Origin of the sequence: Shimia sp. R10_1 (genome assembly GCF_017744095.1) — a bacterium.
In the GTDB taxonomy this organism is placed as follows: domain Bacteria; phylum Pseudomonadota; class Alphaproteobacteria; order Rhodobacterales; family Rhodobacteraceae; genus Shimia.
Genome location: NZ_JAGHQX010000012.1, coordinates 1 through 18,796, shown reverse-complemented (window position 1 = coordinate 18,796; position 18,796 = coordinate 1). Strand labels below are relative to the sequence as shown.

19 protein-coding genes and 1 tRNA gene are annotated in these 18,796 nt (G+C 55.8%); 12 read left to right on the top strand and 8 right to left on the bottom strand.

Annotated elements, in window-relative coordinates:
- From J7413_RS18240 to J7413_RS18230, 3 genes are all read right to left on the bottom strand, one after another.
- Entirely contained in the window at positions 1-900 is a 900-nt protein-coding gene (locus tag J7413_RS18240) for a glutamine amidotransferase family protein (protein ID WP_209100842.1), read from the bottom strand.
- Positions 901-1,045: 145 nt separating this feature from the next.
- Positions 1,046-1,264, bottom strand: a complete 219-nt coding sequence (locus J7413_RS18235; RefSeq protein WP_209100840.1) for a hypothetical protein — start codon at positions 1,262-1,264, stop codon at positions 1,046-1,048.
- A 12-nt stretch (positions 1,265-1,276) separates the two neighbouring features.
- Entirely contained in the window at positions 1,277-2,647 is a 1,371-nt protein-coding gene (locus J7413_RS18230; protein WP_209100838.1) for an ammonium transporter, read from the bottom strand.
- A 313-nt stretch (positions 2,648-2,960) separates the two neighbouring features.
- On the opposite strand from J7413_RS18230, the gene J7413_RS18225 reads away from it, so the two are divergent.
- From J7413_RS18225 to J7413_RS18210, 4 genes are all read left to right on the top strand, one after another.
- A complete protein-coding gene (locus J7413_RS18225; protein WP_209100836.1) occupies positions 2,961-4,106 on the top strand; it encodes an aminomethyltransferase family protein in 1,146 nt (381 codons plus the stop codon).
- A gap of 72 nt (positions 4,107-4,178) precedes the next feature.
- Complete coding sequence (gene dmmA / locus J7413_RS18220; protein WP_209100834.1) at positions 4,179-4,787, top strand: dimethylamine monooxygenase subunit DmmA; 609 nt, start codon at positions 4,179-4,181, stop codon at positions 4,785-4,787.
- Positions 4,784-5,770, top strand: a complete 987-nt coding sequence (locus J7413_RS18215) for a PDR/VanB family oxidoreductase (RefSeq protein WP_209100832.1) — start codon at positions 4,784-4,786, stop codon at positions 5,768-5,770. The genes dmmA and J7413_RS18215 overlap by 4 nt, the downstream gene beginning before the upstream one ends.
- 12 nt (positions 5,771-5,782) lie before the next feature.
- Positions 5,783-6,850: a DUF3445 domain-containing protein gene (locus J7413_RS18210; protein WP_209100830.1), complete on the top strand. Its 1,068-nt coding sequence runs from the start codon at positions 5,783-5,785 to the stop codon at positions 6,848-6,850.
- A gap of 56 nt (positions 6,851-6,906) precedes the next feature.
- Here the strand turns inward: J7413_RS18210 and J7413_RS18205 are convergent, their stop codons facing one another.
- On the bottom strand, positions 6,907-7,554 hold the full coding sequence (locus J7413_RS18205) for an XRE family transcriptional regulator (RefSeq protein WP_209100828.1): 648 nt from the start codon (positions 7,552-7,554) through the stop codon (positions 6,907-6,909).
- A 233-nt stretch (positions 7,555-7,787) separates the two neighbouring features.
- Entirely contained in the window at positions 7,788-8,348 is a 561-nt protein-coding gene (locus J7413_RS18200) for a TetR/AcrR family transcriptional regulator (protein WP_209100826.1), read from the bottom strand.
- Positions 8,349-8,484: 136 nt separating this feature from the next.
- Here J7413_RS18200 and J7413_RS18195 point away from each other — a divergent pair, with 136 nt between their 5' ends.
- Entirely contained in the window at positions 8,485-8,955 is a 471-nt protein-coding gene (locus J7413_RS18195) for a YHS domain-containing (seleno)protein (RefSeq protein ID WP_209100824.1), read from the top strand.
- A gap of 73 nt (positions 8,956-9,028) precedes the next feature.
- Here the strand turns inward: J7413_RS18195 and J7413_RS18190 are convergent, their stop codons facing one another.
- Positions 9,029-11,197 (bottom strand): methyl-accepting chemotaxis protein, encoded by a 2,169-nt coding sequence (locus tag J7413_RS18190; protein WP_209100822.1) that lies wholly within the window; start codon positions 11,195-11,197, stop codon positions 9,029-9,031.
- A gap of 21 nt (positions 11,198-11,218) precedes the next feature.
- On the bottom strand, positions 11,219-11,632 hold the full coding sequence (locus tag J7413_RS18185) for a rhodanese-like domain-containing protein (RefSeq protein WP_209100820.1): 414 nt from the start codon (positions 11,630-11,632) through the stop codon (positions 11,219-11,221).
- A 275-nt stretch (positions 11,633-11,907) separates the two neighbouring features.
- On the opposite strand from J7413_RS18185, the gene J7413_RS18180 reads away from it, so the two are divergent.
- The 7 genes from J7413_RS18180 to mvaD all read left to right on the top strand — a co-directional run bounded on the left by J7413_RS18180 (position 11,908) and on the right by mvaD (position 18,494).
- Positions 11,908-11,985: transfer RNA gene (locus tag J7413_RS18180), tRNA-Arg, on the top strand.
- Between the two features lie 211 nt (positions 11,986-12,196).
- A complete protein-coding gene (locus J7413_RS18175) occupies positions 12,197-13,231 on the top strand; it encodes a hydroxymethylglutaryl-CoA reductase (RefSeq protein ID WP_348538779.1) in 1,035 nt (344 codons plus the stop codon).
- Between the two features lie 11 nt (positions 13,232-13,242).
- Entirely contained in the window at positions 13,243-14,277 is a 1,035-nt protein-coding gene (gene fni, locus J7413_RS18170) for a type 2 isopentenyl-diphosphate Delta-isomerase (RefSeq protein WP_209100818.1), read from the top strand.
- 13 nt (positions 14,278-14,290) lie between these two features.
- Positions 14,291-15,454 carry a hydroxymethylglutaryl-CoA synthase gene (locus tag J7413_RS18165; protein WP_209100816.1) on the top strand — a complete coding sequence of 388 codons (1,164 nt, stop codon included), beginning with the start codon at positions 14,291-14,293 and terminating at the stop codon, positions 15,452-15,454.
- Positions 15,417-16,580, top strand: a complete 1,164-nt coding sequence (locus J7413_RS18160; protein WP_209100814.1) for a hypothetical protein — start codon at positions 15,417-15,419, stop codon at positions 16,578-16,580. Before J7413_RS18165 ends, J7413_RS18160 begins: the two co-directional genes overlap by 38 nt.
- Positions 16,580-17,488, top strand: coding sequence for a hypothetical protein (locus tag J7413_RS18155; protein WP_209100812.1), 909 nt, complete (start codon positions 16,580-16,582; stop codon positions 17,486-17,488). Before J7413_RS18160 ends, J7413_RS18155 begins: the two co-directional genes overlap by 1 nt.
- A complete protein-coding gene (mvaD, locus tag J7413_RS18150) occupies positions 17,481-18,494 on the top strand; it encodes a diphosphomevalonate decarboxylase (RefSeq protein WP_209100811.1) in 1,014 nt (337 codons plus the stop codon). Before J7413_RS18155 ends, mvaD begins: the two co-directional genes overlap by 8 nt.
- Before the next feature lie 99 nt (positions 18,495-18,593).
- On the opposite strand, the gene J7413_RS18145 is transcribed toward mvaD, so the two are convergent.
- The coding region (locus J7413_RS18145) for a 4Fe-4S dicluster domain-containing protein (protein ID WP_209100810.1) at positions 18,594-18,796 on the bottom strand (203 nt) is incomplete at its 5' end.

Genomic DNA, 18,796 nt, shown 5'->3' with positions numbered 1-18,796 from the left:
TTAGTGGTTCCAGAAGTAAACGGTTGCGGGTTCGGGTTCCCAGACTTTGGCGTCTTCGATGCCGGGCAGGTTCACCAAGGCGCGATATTCGCTGCCAAAGGCGACGTACTGATCGGTTTCGGCCATCACGGCGGGTTTGCAGGCGATCGGATCGCGGACCACGCCAAAGCCGTCCTTGGTTCCGACAACAAACGTAAAGAAGCCGTCCAGATCGTTGAGCGAGCTTTCCAGCGCTTCGCCAAGCGATGCACCTTCGCGCATTTTCCAGGTCAGGTAGGCTGCGCCAACTTCGGTGTCGTTCATTGATTCAATTCGCACACCTTCACGCTGCAGCTTGCGGCGCAGCGAATTGTGGTTGGACAGAGACCCATTGTGCACAAGGCACTGGTCTGCGCCGGTTGAAAATGGGTGCGCGCCTTCTGTGGTGACGGCGGATTCTGTGGCCATACGGGTGTGGCCGATACCGTGCGTGCCAGCCATTGAAGAGATGTCAAAGCGGGCTGCCACATCTTTGGGAAGGCCCACTTCTTTGTAGATTTCGATGGTATCTCCATCGCTCATCACGCGCATGCCAGGGCGCAGTTCACGCACGGCCGCGCGGGCGGCATTGGCTTTCTCTGCAGGAAGGGACAGCACGGCGTGGCTGTCGTTGCGTGTCATGGACACTTTGGCGTCGATGGCGGTGCCAAGATCGGCGGCAAGGGTTTGAAGGTCGGCGTCCGCATTGTCGGACTGGACCGTCAGTTTGGCCTCTCCGTCATTTTCATTGCCCCCGTAAATGGCAATCCCGGCACTGTCGGGGCCACGATCTGTCATCGTGATGAGCATGTCAGTCAGCAATGCGCCAAGCTGGGGCTCAAGTGCTTTGTCTTTCAGGAATAATCCGACGATTCCGCACATTTCTTTGGTTGCTCCGTTTTTTGATTCGACCCTCTTGGGGTTGGATTTAGGCTACCACCCGGCAAGTCGATGATCAAACCAAAATGAAAAAGATATTCCTGTCAGTCAATGATCCGGGCGCCAATTGCGCCCGGATCATGCAAGCTCAATATCGCTCTACGCTTTGAGTGATCTTGTCGTGGTCAATCGCCTGCTTGCGTGCTTCTTCAAGATGTTTGCCTTCGCGCACGAATTGAATGCGATGCCAGCCCACCCAGAAGGCGACTCCCAGGATGACCATCAGCACCTCTGATCCCTGGAAGGGGTAGATCGCCCCAACATCCGCGAGATCGACGTTCCAGTTCTCATAACCAATCGTAGACATGTCGATTTCTCCTTATTTTGCGGGTTTGATGTTGTTGGCGAGATAGCGCTTGTCGGCTTCGATGATTTCGGACTTGGCGTCTTCGTAGGAGTGGTGTTCTGCGTAATCGAGGCCCTGCAGTTCGACCTCTTCGGGGATGCGCAGAACGCCTGCTGCTGCCTGAATTTTGGCGAGACCCCAACCGGGCAAGAAGCCAAGAACGAAGAACATGATGACGGCGCCAATCGTTTGCCCCAGCGGGTTGATGGCTGCGTAGCCTTCGAAGGGCGATGATGGTGCACCCCAGAGCATGAAGCCGGCGATGATCAGACCAACAACGCCTGAATATCCATGCACGGCAACCGCCCCAACAGCGTCATCCAGTTTGAAGCGACGCTCGACCCAATAGTGCATCTTGTAGACGATCACGACGCCCACGGCGGCAATCAGCATTGCCTGAATCGGGTGGTAAAGATCGTTGCCAGCGGAGGCAGTGATCACCCCGGCGAGTCCGCCAGAGAATGTCCAGAAGGCATCGCCACGTGAGACAACATAGGCTGCCATCAGGCCGCCAGAGAGCGACATCAGAAAATTGAAGGTGATCGCAGACAGAGATGTCGGTGCCAGATAAATATTGGTGGCTGTCCAAGTTGTGCCGGTGATCTGACCGCCGATCACTTCGGGCGAAATGACGGGCACGTTGCAGGCCGCATAAAAGCCCCAGAAGCCAGTGTAGATCAGGAAGATCCCGATGGTCAGCATCCATGGGTTGTGCGGGGGGATGTCGCGTGGTGTGCCGTTTTTGGAAAACTTACCAATGCGTGGGCCCAGCACCATAATCACGCCGAGGGCATATCCGCCGGCAATCGCGTGGATCACACCGGATGCATAGGCATCGTGATAGCCGAGGTATTTCACCATCCAGCCGCCATAGTGCCACCCCCAGGCGGCGTCGATGATCCACCAGACAGAGCCGATCATGACGGCATGCACCCAGAGTGCCGAGGATCGGATGCGTTCGATGACCGAGCCCGATACGATTGACGCTGCCGTCCAGCTGAACAGGAGGAATGCAGCCCAGAATACACCGGTGATTCTATCGCTCAGATTGGTGCCCATGGTGTCAGACCAGGGTGTGTTGGCGTTGCCAGCGGCATCCAGCCCTCCGAAGAAGGGAAACATTGGGAATGCCCAATAAATCCACCATCCGAAAAAGAAGAACGTTACGGTAACAAGGGGGATCACCATGACGTTCTTCATGAGCGTGTGCATGTGGTTCCGGCGGCGGCTCGCGCCCACTTCGTACATGCAGAACCCGACGTGAATGAGGAACATAAACACAACTGTGACCCAGTAGTAAAACTCTGTGAACACCGTCGTGATCGCATTTAGATTGCCATCCATTTTACTTTCCCTGTTGCTGTTATTTTCACTTAAGGAGAAATTTTTTCCCTTAGCGGGCGCTAATTTTTATTTTCTGTCAACATTTTTGTATTTCAGGCAAATTTCACAACCAATTCTTTCATGTTTAAGGGGTTTCGGGTTAAGTGGTTCATTTTGGATTGGCATTTTGTACGATTAGCCCAAATATCGGGCGGATTGTAAACTTTTAGGGCATAAATTTTCCCAGTGGGAAATGTAATTGCACAGAAGTGTTGATTTTTGGATCATCATAGGTCTGAATGTGGTTCAACAATGGATCAATCGGGAGAATACAATGGCCATCATTTACCGGACCTCCGCGCTTGCACAGCGTCATGCTGAAATTGGCGGTGAGCTTGAAGATTGGAACGGGATGGGGACCGCCTGGTTCTATGACAGCTCTGATGAACGCGCCAAAGCTGACTATGAAGCGGTGCGCACCAAGGCGGGGCTTATGGATGTTTCCGGGTTGAAGAAGGTCCACCTGAGTGGCCCACATGCCGCGGCGGTGATTGATCGCGCAACCACCCGAAATGTCGACAAAATCATGCCGGGTCGCGCGGTCTATGCCTCCATGCTGGACGACCGTGGCCTGTTTATTGATGACTGTGTGATCTATCGCCTGTCGGTCAACAACTGGCTGCTAGTGCATGGTACGGGCACCGGCCATGAGAGCTTGGCTATGGCGGCCTATGGCAAAAACGTCACCATGCTGTTTGACGATGATTTGCATGATATGTCGCTGCAAGGTCCCGTCGCCGTGGACTTCCTCGCCAAACATGTGCCGGGCATCCGTGACCTCGCCTATTTTGGAATCATCCAGACCAAGCTTTTTGGCAAGCCCGTCATGATTTCACGCACTGGATACACCGGTGAGCGTGGCTATGAAATCTTCTGTGAAGGGCGTCACGCTGTAGAGTTGTGGGATGCCATTCTCGAAGACGGCAAAGACATGGGCATTGTGCCTGTGCAATTTTCGACGCTGGATCTGTTGCGTACCGAAAGTTACCTGCTGTTCTTCCCGGGCGACAATTCAGAGACCTATCCGTTTGCTGATGGCCCCTGTGGGGACTCCCTTTGGGAGCTGGGTCTCGATTTCACGGTTTCGCCGGGCAAGACGGGATTCCGTGGTGCGGAGAACCACTATGCCATGCAGGGCAAGGAGCGCTTCAAGATCTACGGGGTGCGTCTGGAAGGCACGACCCCAGCGGGTGAAGGTGCTACGCTGTTGAAAGATGGCGAAGAGGTTGGCGTTGTCACCTTTGGCATGAACTCGGATCTGAACGGGCACAACGTGGGCATTGCACGTATGCCTGTGGCGTGCGCTGTTCCCGGAACGGCCATGACCGTGCGCAATGAAGACGGCACGGAAATCCCCTGCGTCGCAGAAGAGATGCCGTTCTACGACAAAGACAAGGCAATCCGCACCGCAAAGGGTTGATCGCACTCGGGCGGGCCTGACGAATGGCCCGCCCGTTTCGCCTTACACGCATAAAAAGGGAGGTGACTGGGCATGTCCAAATTCCAGTTTCCAAAAAGCATTACGAGCCGACCGGTCTATGGCACGCTCGCGCCACGCCCTGGTAAAGCGCATCTGATGATTGCTGATGCCGAGGGCGCCGAAGCCCTGTTGGAGCTTGCCGACCGCGACACTGACCTGATGGCAAAGAGCCACATCATCTATATTCCGAAAGAGACTGGCGACACCTATGTCGAAAAGCTGCAGGCGGTTGGGCCTGCACAGCTTTATGTCGGTCCCAGTTTTGAGGCCGCAACCCAGCGTATCCGCCATGTTTTGGGCGAAGCGCATATGGGCCTGCAAGTGTACTTGAGCGGCACCGAAGGGTTGATGGGGCAGGCCATGAACGAAGCGACCACGGCTGGGATCCCGCATACAGCGATCCAGACCGAACACCGAGGGTCGGTCGCGCGGCGGATGCAGTGCGTACACTGCAAAGGCATCACCGAAGACGTGATGACCGATCCATTTGTCTGTTCACACTGCGGGCTGAACCTGTTTGTGCGCGACCACTATTCACGTCGGCTCGCTGCGTTTCAGGGAGTCTGCATCGACGCCGAAGACCCCGGCAATGTCCCTGACCCTGTGGAGCTGTACAAATGAGCGCATCCCCCCAAAAAGCCAAGGCAGGTGCTGAAAAGCTGGACGTTGTGGTCAGTGCCGTGGTGCCTTTGAATGATCTTGTCACCCGTTTCGAATTCAAGCGCAGTGATGGCCAGGATTTCCCGCCATTTTCCGCCGGAGCGCATACTGTTGTCGAGATGCATGATGAGGGGCGCACCCGCCTGAACCCTTACTCCTTGATGTCCGATCCCGCTGACACATCCACCTATGCGATTTCGGTACGCCGGGATGATGAGGGGCGCGGCGGGTCGTTGTTTTTGCACCGCAAGGTGTCCGAGGGTGATCAGATGGTGATCACCTATCCGGTCAACCTTTTTTCGCTGGACCTGCGTGCAGGCAAACACATCTTTTTTGCAGGCGGGATCGGCATCACGCCATTCATGGCGATGATCGAACAGCTTGAACGGTCAAACGGACATTGGGAATTGCATTATTCGGCGCGTTCGCCAGAGCTGGCGAGCTATGCCGGTGATTTGCAGTCCAAGCATCCGGCCAATGTGCATGTCTATTATGACAGCAAAGGTGAAGCGATAGATCTGGAGCATCTTCTGGATGGGCAGCCTTTGGGCACGCATGCCTATGTGTGTGGCCCGGCTGGCATGATCAAATGGGTGCATGACACCGCGACTGCCCATGGTTGGCCTGATGATAATGTCCATTCCGAGGAATTCCTTGCGCCGCAACCTGGCAAACCGTTTCAGGTGCGTCTGTGCAAATCAGACCTCACCATTGATGTGGGTGAAAACGAAAGCTTGCTGGAGGCGATGGAGCGGTGCGGCGTCGATGCGCCTTTCCTGTGTCGCGGTGGTGCCTGCGGGCAATGCGAAACAGATGTGGTCGAAAGCGATGGCACATTTCTGCACCGCGATCACTGGCTTGAGGGTGAAGACCATGCCTCGGGCAAGAAAATCATGCCCTGCGTAAGCCGCTTTGTCGGCAAATCGCTGGTTCTGGACCGCTAAGGAGGGGCCAAGATGACCATTCAATTCAACGAAGAAACCTTCCGCGACGACTATTCTTTCCGCAATTCGGATTGGGCCATCAAGCGGTTCCCGTTCCCCTTTCATGAAGACAGTTACATGTATTCGGTGAACATGGAGCAGCACCGGGGTGGTCCAAAGGGATCGGTTTACGAAAAGCGGTTCGATGTGGATGAGCATTATGTGTCTGAGATGCGCGATCGTGCGCTTGTTCTCGCCGATGACCCGCTGCGTTGTCAGTCACTGCCGCATATGACACTGGCCGGTTGGGATACGCTGGAGCTGATCATGGTGTCCAAATCCGAGGATTATCCTGATTTGTTCGAATTGCATCGGGATGGCAATCAGTGGCACTGGATCAACAAGCCCATGGGCATTGATCAAAAGTTCACCTTTTTGGATGAAACGACCCTGCCTTGTGGGCCGCTGGAATACATCACGCGTCAGGCCCAAGGCGACTACGCGGTATTGGATCAGCGGGATGATATGCTGTGGATGGATGCCGGCATGGTCACCACACAGGCGGACTGGTCGTTGGACTTCGACATTGGCATGAATTTCTTTGAGTGGCACGCCCCGGTGCCGCTTGCGCATGAGATGGGCATCTTCAAACGTGCGCTAAAATTCCTGCTGAACATTCAGCAAGGTGCCCCGGCGCGTCGTCTGAACTGGACGATGACGGTGAACCCTCTGCTGGATACCAGCCCGGAGAACTATCACAAATGGGGTATTCAGAAGACTGAGCTGACGCCGGAGAACATTGGATCGAGACAACATCTGCGGGTGGAGTTGCAAACATTTTATCGTTTGCCACGGTCTAATGCGCTGTTGTTTCCGATCCGTTGTTACCTGATCTCTTTCCAGGATATTGTGACCATGCCGAAGTGGGGCCGTCGGCTGCATCGCGTGATCCGCGATCTGCCGGAAGAACTGGCGACGTACAAGGGATTTATCGACAACCGTCCGATGATGTTGGATTACCTGAGTCAATTTGATGATGGGCTGCCGACATCTCCGGGGATCTGGCCGGATCTGGATACCGAACCGGCTCTACAGAAATAGACCTGTCAAACAGCCCTTCGGGGCTGTTTTCTTATTGTGTTGAGAGGCGGGGGCGATCAGCCCTTGGCGGGATAGCTGATGATCGACAGATAGCGCGCGGGCAGGCTGATCAGCTTTTCTGGCCCGTGCGGCGCATCGGCATCAAAGAACAGCGTATCACCGGGCAGCAGCTTGTAGATTTGGCTGCCGTGCAGGTAATCCACTTCTCCTTCCAGCATATAGATCATTTCAATCCCGTCGTGCTGAAAGGTTTTGAACACATCCGCATCGGATTTCAGCGTGATGAGATAAGGTTCGACGATAACGCCGCTGGAATTTGACCCAATATGTGCCAACAGATTGTATTGGTGGCCTGCGCGCGTGCCTTCGCGTTCGATTTCGACGCCTTCGCCTGCGCGGGTGTGCACCGCTTCGCGGTGTTTTTCGTAGCCTTTGAAGAAAGAGGTCAGCGGCACCGACAGGGCTTTGGCCAGCGTTTGCAGTGTTGTTAGCGAGGGCGAGGTGTTCCCGTTTTCGATCTTTGACAACATGCCGATGGACAGATCGGTGAGGCGCGACATTTCGGCGACTGTGATGTTCTGTTGTTTGCGATGTGCGCGGACTTCGCGCCCGATGGCCACTTCCAGAACCTTCTCCCGCTGTTCACCGCGGGGGGTATGCGGATCTTGTGTCAGTTTCACTTGGTTGCTCTTAACACTGTCCATAATAATATCGCACACTTGTCTATTTCGGTTGCGTCCGCAGGGACCTAACGTGATATCAAGCCTAATGCAACTTTCACCAAATGGCAAAAATATTCCCTGCAGTAGTGGATTTTCTGGCGGTGCGGGCTGATCTGCATGATGCAAGACACGGATGAACTGGAAGTCGATTTGAACGAGGGTAAATAGACGAGCGCTCCGCCCCGCAAGACTTGGTAGTGCGTTTTGGGGGAGTGTTACCGGTCTTCTTCGAGCAGGCGTTGCAGGCGACCTCTCCAATCCTGATTGGGCATGCCTGCTTTGCCGATAGACTGGAACCCGAAATAGAGGTGCAGGATCACATCGGCGAGTTCTTCGCGGTAGGCGGTGCTGTCGCCCACGTTTTTGTTTTCCAGCACCATAAGGATGCCACCGCGCAAACGGTCCGCCATGTCTTGGGTCTTTTTGGCGATTTCTGGGTTTTCCGGTGCGACCTCAACCATCGCATTACATATAAAGCAGCCAAAGCTGGTTTTGTCGGATGGGGTGAACATAGGCATCAGGCATTCGGTGGCGGTGGCGGCCTCGCAATTGCCAAGAATGCCGAGCGTGGTTGTCACAACAGTGTGGTCATAGCGATCCAGTGCAGCGCAGTAGACGCTCTCTTTGTCCTCGAACGCTTTGTAAAAGCTGCCGCGGGTGAGCCCCATCGCTGCCAGAAGGTCTGGCAAATTTGTGGCCTTATAGCCCTGACGCCAGAATATGCCCATGGCGCCATCCAGCGCGGTGTCGATGTTAAACTCTCTGGGTCTTGCCATGCGTCGTCCGTCTTTCGCGTTGTGTCAGAGTATTCACACTTAGTTGATTTGTACCACTTGGTTCCCAATGCTACATCATTTCCCATAAGGAACCAAGCAGTTCCTAACGAGATCCAAAATGCTAAGGAGTTTCCAAATGCACATCTTTAAGACCCTGATTTCTGGCGCGGCTTTGTCTGTTGCTCTCGCGACCACTTCCATCGCAGCGGGCGTTGAGCTGAACGCAAGCTCCACTGGTCTGGCTCTGCAGGGCTATGACCCGGTTGCATACTTCACCCAGGGTGAGCCAACCAAAGGCGACTACCGCATCTCGTCCGTGTACAACGATGCGACTTACCGCTTCGCAAGCGAAGAGCACAAAGCGGCGTTTGACGCAGACCCAGAATCCTACCTGCCACAGTACGGCGGCTACTGCGCTTTTGGTGCGGCCATGGGCTTCAAGTTTGACGGTGACCCAGAGTATTGGAAAATCGTTGACGGTGAACTGTTCCTGAACCTGTCCAAAGACATCCAGGTGCGTTGGGAAGAAGACATTCCTGGTCTGATCGAACGTGCCGACACCAACTGGACAGACATCGCTGACAAAGCTCCTGAGGCGCTTCAATAACCCCTGACGACCTCCGTCTGTCCCCCCTTGCCCCTGCCAAATTTTGGCGGGGGCATTTTGGTTTTGGGATCGCTCAGGCGGCGGTGCTGTGAGGGTATGTTTGTGTCCCACTGCCTGCGGCTGCTGGATTCACCGTGAAGGAGCCGATGGTGGCCTCGAGTGTCACAGCCTGATGTTGAAGCTGTTGTGTGTGCTCGTATGTGGCGCGCACGCTGTTGGCATTCTCCTGTGTGGACAGATCCAGGCGCCTTGTCGTGCCAGTGATTTCATTGATCCCGACAGAGGTGTCGCGTGTGGCATCTACAATTTCGAAAATATAGCTGCTTGAGTCATGGAGCAGCCCTACGATCTCTTTGAAGGCGGCACCGGATTTTTGAACGGTTTCCACACCCTGATCGATGGTTTGTGCAGAGTGATTAACCTGGCTTGAAATCTCCACTGCGGCGGCGGCTGAGCGTTGTGCGAGCATACGCACTTCATTTGCCACAACCGCGAAACCTTGTCCGGCTTTGCCGGCCCGCGCCGCCTCCACGCCTGCGTTCAAGGCGAGCAGGTTGGTCTGGAACGAGATGTCTTCAATCACTGTAAGCATGTTTCCAATGGTGGCTGAAGCCTCTTTGATCTGCTGCATGGCGCCTACGGCGGTGGTCATCAATTCAGACCCGGTCTGCGCCTTACCCGAAATGGTGTTGATGCTCTGCCCCACCTCTTCGGCAGATTCAGCGGCAGATTTGACCTGCTCTGACATTTGTTCCAGTGCTGCAGAGGTTTCTTCGACGGAGGCTGCGTTTCCTTCGGCGTTGGCTGCCAGTTGATCGGTGCGCCCGGAGATTTCCTGCGAACCTTCGGCAATGGCGGTAGAGGATTGAGAGATGCGGGTGACGATTTGGTTCAAACTGTCGGTCGTGGCGTTCATTGAGCAGGCGATTTCGCCAAACACGCCGGGCAAGTTTTCGGGCATGTGGTGCGTCAGATCACCTTGGGACAGATGGGAGAGCGCCTCACTGACGGCTTTGAGACCGGTGTCTGCAGATTGACTGATCTGGTTCACGTTTTCGCAGAGGCCTGCGAATGTGCCGTCTTTGTCACTGACGTCGAGGCGCTTGGTGAAATCACCTTCTGCGCAGGCGCGCACCACGACAGCCATTTCTTGTGCTGCCCGCGCTTCGTTCTGATATTTCTGCAGCAGGCGATCTGTTGCCGTGCGCAGCTCGATGATTTCTTTTGCCCGGCTCGTTGCGGTCACTTTGGGAGCAGGATCATCTCGAGACGCCGCGGATAGAGCCAATGCGTTTTCGCGCAGCGGCCGGAACTCACGGTTGAGCCAGAACAGAAAGGCTGCGAGGCAGGCGAGGGCGCCAAGGAGAAGCACGATCACCGCGTTTTGGATGGTTTTTGACAAAGCCAGTGACTGGTCCGTGAAGTCGAGCATCATAAACAAGACGTCTTTGGGTTGCGCATGTGCGCCGAATGTTTCGCGGGAGACCACATAGGAATGCTCCGCGATATCGAGCACGCCAAATGAGGCATCAATTGTCGCCATCTCAGCGATGGCCGTTGCGCCGATGCGATTGAGTTGTGTCAGTGCCAAGCCCTGCGCGACGGGGGCTTCGATTTTTTGGACGTGTAGCCGTGCCGAGGAATCCGGTCTGGCCAGAATGGCGGTGCCGCCAAGTGCGGTTGCAATCATGGGCAGATGTGCCTCCAGATCCAGCGCCAGAAGTGCGAAGCCAACCTTTTCTCGCCCTTTCAGGAGCGGGACCACATAGTTTGCGGCCACACGTTTGTCGGGCAAAGTATCAATGCCGAAGCTACGCCTTCCGGTTTCAACAGACTTTGCAACCACTGTGGAAGTGTGCGCTGTCTTGGACTGTTGTTCAGCTGTGGACAAAGCAGCCACTTCACGCCCGGCAGCGTCATAAATGATCAGGTCCGTCATCTCGCCCTTGGCGGAGATCCGGTTAAATGTGGAGAGCAGGCTCTCTTTTAGTTTGGCTGTGTCCTTTTCAATCAGCGCCGTGATCGCGGCGCGATCACGGCCGATGGTGCGGGCGTGCAGCGAAAGTTGACCCTCGCTGCTTTGCAACACCGATGACGCCGCTGCGGTCGCATTGCGTGCGTTGAGAGACAGTAGACCATTTTCCACTTTCTGCAGGATTGTGAGACCGGAATAACCGGCTCCAACAGTCAGAAGGATGGTAAATGCCACAATTCCAGCGATGATCCGACCGCTTAGCGTCATCTGTATTCTCCTAAACTCGGCTTACTCGACAGGGAACCCGGCTTCGTCCCAAGAGGGGAAGCCTTCGCGCAGGTACTTCACATTGGTGTACCCCCACGCAACCGCCTTGGCTGTTGCTTCAGAGGAGCGCAGACAGGAAAATCCGTTGCAGTAGATCACCACGGGATCTGAGGGCTGCACAGCTTTCGCGAGGTTTTCGGGGGTGAAAGCGGATTTTACATCCAAGTGGATTGCGCCGGGAATGCGGCCACTTTCAAAATCTGACTGTTTCCGTACGTCTACAAAGACCACGTTGTTTTCAAACAGCGCGTAAGCTTCGTCTACGTTGATTGTGGTGGCCCCTTCGATATGGGCCGGAGCCTCTTCGGCGAATGCTGAAAATGGCAGCAAGATCAATGATAAGAATAGGGCGGTTTTTTTGAATATTGCGGGCATATCACTACCTCTTAGTTTCTTGGGCCTTCCACGTAAGCGGGAGTGGATAACAGATGACTAACGTGATTCTTTTTGTTGGGTTTTCATGCCTAAATTTTTAGCAGTAAAAAATGCGCGAAAGTTCTGGCAAGATTGGCGTGCTGGGCCACCCAAAATGTTGCTGCGAAAGGCGCGTGAATGATCGTGGTTTTCGGCGTGGTTTCGATGGATGGCGCGACACCTGTGTACCACGTTGACAAGGTCAGGGATTTGGCTGATACACCCGAAGCATGAGTGGGCCGTTAGCTCAGCTGGATTAGAGCAGGGAACTTCTAATTCTCAGGTCGGGGGTTCGAGTCCTCCACGGCTCGCCAAACTCTCTCGTTGTTGTTGAGAAATTTTCGCACCTGTGCGGGCCTCGCAAAAAAGCGATTGATCAAGAGTGACAAAGCCCTAGTAGCGCGTGGTCTTAAAGTGTATTGCGCATGCCCAAGAGATTACTCCTTCTGGAAACACACCTTATCCGCTTCATGTTTAGAGCAGGATGCACTGGAAAAGGTCGAAGATAACAAAAAGGGACTGAAGGTGCGCGACAAGCAAACTTTTTCCACGCCAATTCCAACCCGATGGGTTGGTCCGCTCCATTTGAAAGGCGACGTGGTCGACGGAGAGGTCAGCGTGCCCTTGGCAACATTTGAAACGCCGCTTTGGCCGTCAACAGATCGCGGCGCGGGCGTGTCGCGTTATAGCGGTGGCATTCAGGTCTCTATGGTAGATGAGCGTATGACGCGCTCTATCGTGGTGCGGGCGCGTTCTGCGGCTGAAGCTGTTGCAGCGTGGCACCGTATTGAAGCGCAGTTTGACAAGGTGGCAGAGATCATTGCCGCCACGAGCCGCTTTGCCCGTCTGATCAAGCTCAACCGCCAGATTGCCGGCAATCTGCTGTTTGTGCGCGTCGAATGCGCCACTGGTGATGCCTCCGGTCATAACATGGTGACGAAGGCGGCAGAGGCGGTGCTGGAGTGGATTTTGACCGATCAGCCGCAGCTGGAATACTCCTCGATTTCTGGCAACTTCTGCACCGACAAAAAGCCGTCTGCGGTCAATGGGCTGCTGGGGCGTGGCAAGTACATGATTGCGGAGATTGAGATTCCGCGCAAAATTCTGACGCGGATGTTGCGCACAGACGCTGAGAAGATGGTTTTGCTCAACCATGAGAAAAACTACGTGGGCGGCAATCTTGCCGGATCTCTGCGCAGCGCAAACGCGCATTTCGCCAATATGCTTCTGGCGTTTTATCTGGCGACCGGACAAGATGCGGCCAATATCATCGAAGGTTCGCAAGGGCAGGTGACCTGTGAAAAGCGTGGCGAAGATCTCTATTTCGCCTGCACGTTGCCCAACCTGATCATGGGGTCCGTTGGGGCTGGTAAAGGCAACACAGCGGTCGAGGAAAATCTTGTCAGAATGGGCTGTAAAGACGACCGACCTGCTGGTGAAAACGCCCGCCGACTGGCAGGCATCTGTGCGGCGGTTGTGCTCTGCGGTGAGCTGTCTCTTTTGGCGGCACAAACAAATCCGGGGGAATTGGTGCGCACCCACATGGAGCTTGAACGGTGAATGAGGCGTCGGTGAGCCGCAGCGTCGCTGGGCGCAAGCTGGAGCACATTCGTGCCATTCTGTCTGACCCTCAGATTGAGCGTCAGAGCAGCGGCTTTGAGCATATTTCCCTGACCCACCGGGCGCTGCCTGAGCTGGATATGGATGCGGTTGATCCGTCGTGTGACTTCTTGGGTAAGCGTTTGCCGTTTCCGTTGTTGATTTCTTCGATGACGGGCGGTGCCGGGGATGAATGCCTGCATATGAACCGCAATCTGGCGATCGCGGCACAGGAAACTGGCGTGGCAATGGCCGTGGGATCGCAGCGTGTGATGTTCACGAACCCCGAAGCAAAGGCGAGCTTTGATCTCCGTGGGCTGGCGCCGGATGTGCCGTTGCTTGCCAATGTGGGGGCGGTGCAGCTCAACAAGGGCTTTGGTGTGGAGCATTGCCGTGAGGCGGTAGACGTGCTGAAAGCTGATGCGCTGTATCTGCATCTCAATCCGCTTCAGGAGGCTGTGCAGCCTGAAGGAGACCGCGATTTTTCCGGGCTTGCAGAGAAGATTGCGCAGGTCGCAGGTGCGTTGGATGTGCCTGTGGTATTGAAAGAGGTCGGCTCTGGGCTGTCGCAAGCAGATGTGGCGCTGGGCCTGAAAGCCGGAATTCGCCACTTTGATGTGGCCGGGCGTGGCGGCACGTCTTGGAGCCGCATCGAATACCATCGTCGATCAGAAGATGACGACGACTTGGGGTTGGTCTTTCAGGATTGGGGGCTCACCACTGTTGAGAGCCTGATTGAAGCACGGGAAACATTGTCGCACGACGCAACGAAAACCACTCTGATTGCCAGCGGCGGGATAAGAGATGGTGTAGATATGGCGAAATGTGTGATTCTTGGCGCTGATCTGTGTGGCGTTGCCGCGCCATTTCTTGTAGCGGCGCAGGACTCCAGCGACAGCGTGGTGAAAAAGATAAGGAAGTTTCAGAGAGAGTTTGCCACGGCCATGTTCCTTTTGGGAACGGCTGACGTTCAGGCGCTCAAGGGGAACCTTTCGTTAATTCGGTAGAAGACGGAACGAAATGATCAAAACTGGTATTGAGGCGATGAGCTTTTACACGCCTCATCGTTACATAAGTCTGGCGACACTGGCCGAACAGCAGGGGATCGACCCTGAGAAGTTCTCCCGTGGGATTGGTCAGGATAAGATCGCACTGCCGGGGCAGGATGAAGACATCGTGACCATGGCGGCGGAAGCTGCACGTCCGTTGATTGATCGCTACGGTACTGATGGCATTGATACGGTGATGTTTGCCACGGAAACGGGCATTGACCAGTCGAAAGCCGCCGGGATCTATGTGCATCGCCTGCTGGGGTTGAATGCAAATTGCCGTAACGTGGAGCTAAAGCAGGCATGTTATTCGGCAACGGCGGCTTTACAGATGGCGTGTAGCTATGTTGCGCGTCGGCCAGATCGCAAGGTGCTTGTGATTGCCTCTGATGTGGCGCGGTATGATCGTGACAGTTCTGGCGAAGCGACGCAGGGCGCAGGCGCTGTGGCCATGCTGGTGAGCGCGGATCCCAAACTGCTGGAAGTTGGTGTGGTGTCTGGTGTGTTCAGCGAAGACATCATGGATTTCTGGCGTCCCAACCACCGCCGGACCCCATTGTTTGATGGCAAGTTTTCCACGCTGCGGTATCTCAATGCGATGCTGGAAGCCTGGCGGGATTATGAAGCCAATGGCGGCAAGTCCTATGCGGAATTCTCGCGGTTTTGCTACCATTTGCCGTTTTCGCGCATGGGCGAGAAGGCGCATCGCCATCTTGCGAAATCGGCTAAGGCCGATCTGGACATGAGCCTTGCGTTGCCGGGCATGGAATACAATCGCGTGGTGGGCAACAGCTACACCGCTTCGATTTATCTGGCGCTGATTTCGACGCTTGAGAATGCAGAGGAAGATCTGTCGGGCAAGTCGATCGGCTTGTTTTCCTATGGGTCTGGCGCAACCGGTGAGTTCTTTGATGCGACCGTTGTGGAAGGGTATCAGGCGCATCTGTTCAAGCAGCTGCATCAAACCATTCTGGAAGAACGCATGGCTGTCAGTTACGAAGATTACGTTGAGCTTTGGGGCGCGCCCGTGGCACAAGACGGCGAAGAGCTGATCTTTGCGGATGAAGCTCGTGGGCGCTACAGACTGGCAAGCATCAATGATCACAAGCGTATCTACGTCGACAAACACGCCTGAAGGCTCTGGTGTGTCTGTCGCCCATTCGCCGGGCAAGCTGATTTTGTCGGGTGAACACTCGGTGCTTTATGGTGCGCCCGCGTTGGCCATGGCGCTGGCGCAATACACAGAGGTCAAATTTGTGCCGCAGGGTCCTGGAGAGGGCCTGCGGACAGCGTTTGAGAACCTGTCGTCGGGCGTCGATTACCCGCTGAAGCTTTTGCATAAATTCAAGTCGTCGCTTGACAAACGCTTTGACCAGTTTAAGCGTGGCGAGCTGCCTGTGCATGAAATTCTGACCCACCCAGATGACCTCGCCGTCTATACGCTGGCGTCGCTGTTGCAGGATGGAGATGGGCATAGAGGCACAACCATGACCGGGATCGGTGCTGTTGGGCATTTGCCGCACCCCGGCCAGTTGTCCAGCCGATCAGAGCTGCCGATTGGCGCGGGGCTTGGATCCTCTGCGGCGGTGGTGGCTGCGACCACAGTTTTGTTTGAGACGCTGCTGGATCGCCACAAGACGCTGGATGAGCGTTATGAACGTGTGCGGTTCTGTGAGCGCTTGAAGCATGGCAAAGCCGGGCCGATCGATGCAGCTGCGGTGGTGCGGGGCGGTCTGGTGCACGTGAATGACGCAGAGGTCAGCGTGCCGACAGTGCATGAAGCGCATGGGCTTGCTGAGGGCGAAGGCTGGTATTGGGTGTTGCATGGCAGCCCGGAAAGTTCAACCGGAGAGTGTGTCGCACATGTGCGCGCGCGACATGGGCAGGATACGCAGCTGTGGGTGGCATTTGCGCAGTGTACTGACGCGCTGACGCAGGCTTTGTCCGATGGGGGCGAGGTGACCACTGTACTGCGCGAAAATCAAAGCCTGCTGGAGCGCATTGGCGTGGTGCCCGTACCCGCGCAGGATTTTGTGAAAGAGGTTACCGCGCTTGGTGGTGCTGCCAAGATCTGTGGGGCGGGTTCTGTCAAAGGCGCAGGGGGCGGCGCCGTTTTGGTGCGCCTGCAAGATCACGCCGCAATGGCGGATCTGATGATGCGGCATCCGGGCAAAGCCTGGTCCAGATTGCGCATGGCCACACAGGGGGCGAGCGCTGGGCCGGCGCCTCAATATGACCGCGCAGGTGAAGGACAGATTTGATGAAACGGATCAAAGCCAGCGCACCGGGGTCGATCATGATCGCGGGCGAGCATGCCGTCGTGTATGGCCATCGCGCCGTTGTTGCGGCGATTGAACAGCGCATTACCGTGACGCTGACACAGAGGTCTGATCAGAATGTGCGGATTGTTTCCCAGATCGCGGACCCTTTTGAAACATCGCTGGGTGCGCTTGAACCGTCTCATGCCTACCGCTTTGTGATCGCGTGTATTCGCACCCATGTCAGCCGTATTGAGACGGGCTTTGATCTGGAAATCACATCCGAGATTGATCCCACTTTGGGGCTTGGCTCCTCTGCGGCGGTGACAATTGCTGTGCTCGGTGCGCTGAGTGCGCTGGTTGATGCAGATCCCGCGGAGATTCACACAGATGCTGTGACCATTATCCGTGACATTCAAGGACGCGGGAGTGGCGCTGATCTCGCCGCGAGCTTAACGGGGGGCATGATCGCTTATCAAGCGCCGCCAGAGGCGGCGATCATCCGGTTGCCACGCCCTCCGGTTCTCGCGTTGAAATATGCCGGTTACAAAACGCCCACCTCAGAGGTGCTTAAGCTGATTGCGGAGCGTATGGAGGGGCAGGAACAGATCTTTCATGCGCTTTATGCCGAGATGGGCCAGCAAGCCGACGAGGCTATCGAGGCTGCGCAAGGCGAAGACTGGCAGGCATTTGCCGCAAGCCTGACGCAGTATCAGAGTCTGATGGAACAACTGGGCGTTTGCGATGACACGTTGGCTGGCATCATCGCACAGGCGCAATCGGATCCCGCAGTGCTTGCTGTCAAGATTTCTGGCTCAGGGCTGGGTGACTGCGTGGTTGCGGTTGGAGCCGTGCCTGATGGGTTTACAAAGGCCGAACTGGCCACAGAAGGATTGATCATTCATGCATGATGCGGCCAAAGAGATGCTCCAGCAGGCCATAGGAAAGGCTGCGCTGGCAGAAGCTCCGCAGACCTATGCTGCCTATGCGCCGAGCAACATTGCCCTGTCCAAATACTGGGGCAAGCGGGATCGGGCACGCAATCTGCCTTTGAACAGTTCTTTGTCCATCTCGCTGGCCGAATGGGGGTCACACACGCAAGTTGGGCCTTCTGAGGATGGGCTTGATCATGTGACACTGGGTGGGGAAGAGCTGGCGCTTGAAACGCCCTTTGCTGCCAAAGCGCTGAAATTCGCGGATTTGTTTCGTGGTGAAAAAGCTGTGCCGCTGCGGATTGAAACCAACAACACCATTCCCACGGCCGCGGGACTCGCGTCTTCGGCGTCTGGCTTTGCTGCGCTGACGCGCGCGCTTTGCGGCAGTTTTGGTCTGACCGATGTTGTGAGCGAAGCCGAAATGAGCCTGTTGGCCCGTCTGGGCAGCGGCAGCGCGACCCGATCTTTCTGGCATGGGTTTGTGCGCTGGGACAAAGGTGTGCGTGAGGATGGGGCAGACAGTTTTGCGCATCCATTGGATGTGCGTTGGCCGGAGTTTCGTATTGCCATCCTGCCGGTAGATGTTGGCCCGAAGTCGCACTCTTCGCGTGATGGTATGAACCACACGGTCGCCACCAGCCCGCTTTTTCAGAGTTGGCCGGATCAGGCCGAAGCGGATTGCGCGGCCATTGAGCGGGCAGTGTGCGCGCAGGATTTTGACACGCTGGGCGCGCTGGCGGAGGCCAATGCCTTGGCGATGCATGCAACCATGCAGGCGGCGCGTCCGGCACTGAGCTATCTGACAGCGGAGAGCTGGGTATTGCTGGAGCGGCTGTGGCAGGCGCGCAAGGATGGTTTGCTGGCCTTTGCGACCATGGATGCTGGGGCGAATATCAAGCTGATCTTTCTTGAAACGGCGACGCAGGATGTGACGCAGACCTTCCCAAATGCGCAGGTGATCGTGCCGTTTGATCAGGTTTAAGGTGCCTAAGGCGCTGAAAGGTCAAGCGATCGCCCTGACCCGCTGTGAGCTGCGCAGTTTAAGAGGCCCGCGGGTCATCGGATCAAGCGGTGTGTTGCGTCACATATTCGGGTAGTTTGGTCCGTCGCCGCCTTGCGGTGTGACCCATGTGATGTTCTGGCTTGGGTCTTTGATATCGCAGGTTTTGCAGTGCACACAGTTCTGGAAGTTGACCACAAAGCGGGCGTCTTTGCCCTCTTCTTCCACCACCTCATAAACCCCGGCCGGGCAGTAGCGCTGTGCGGGTTCTGCGAACTTCGGCA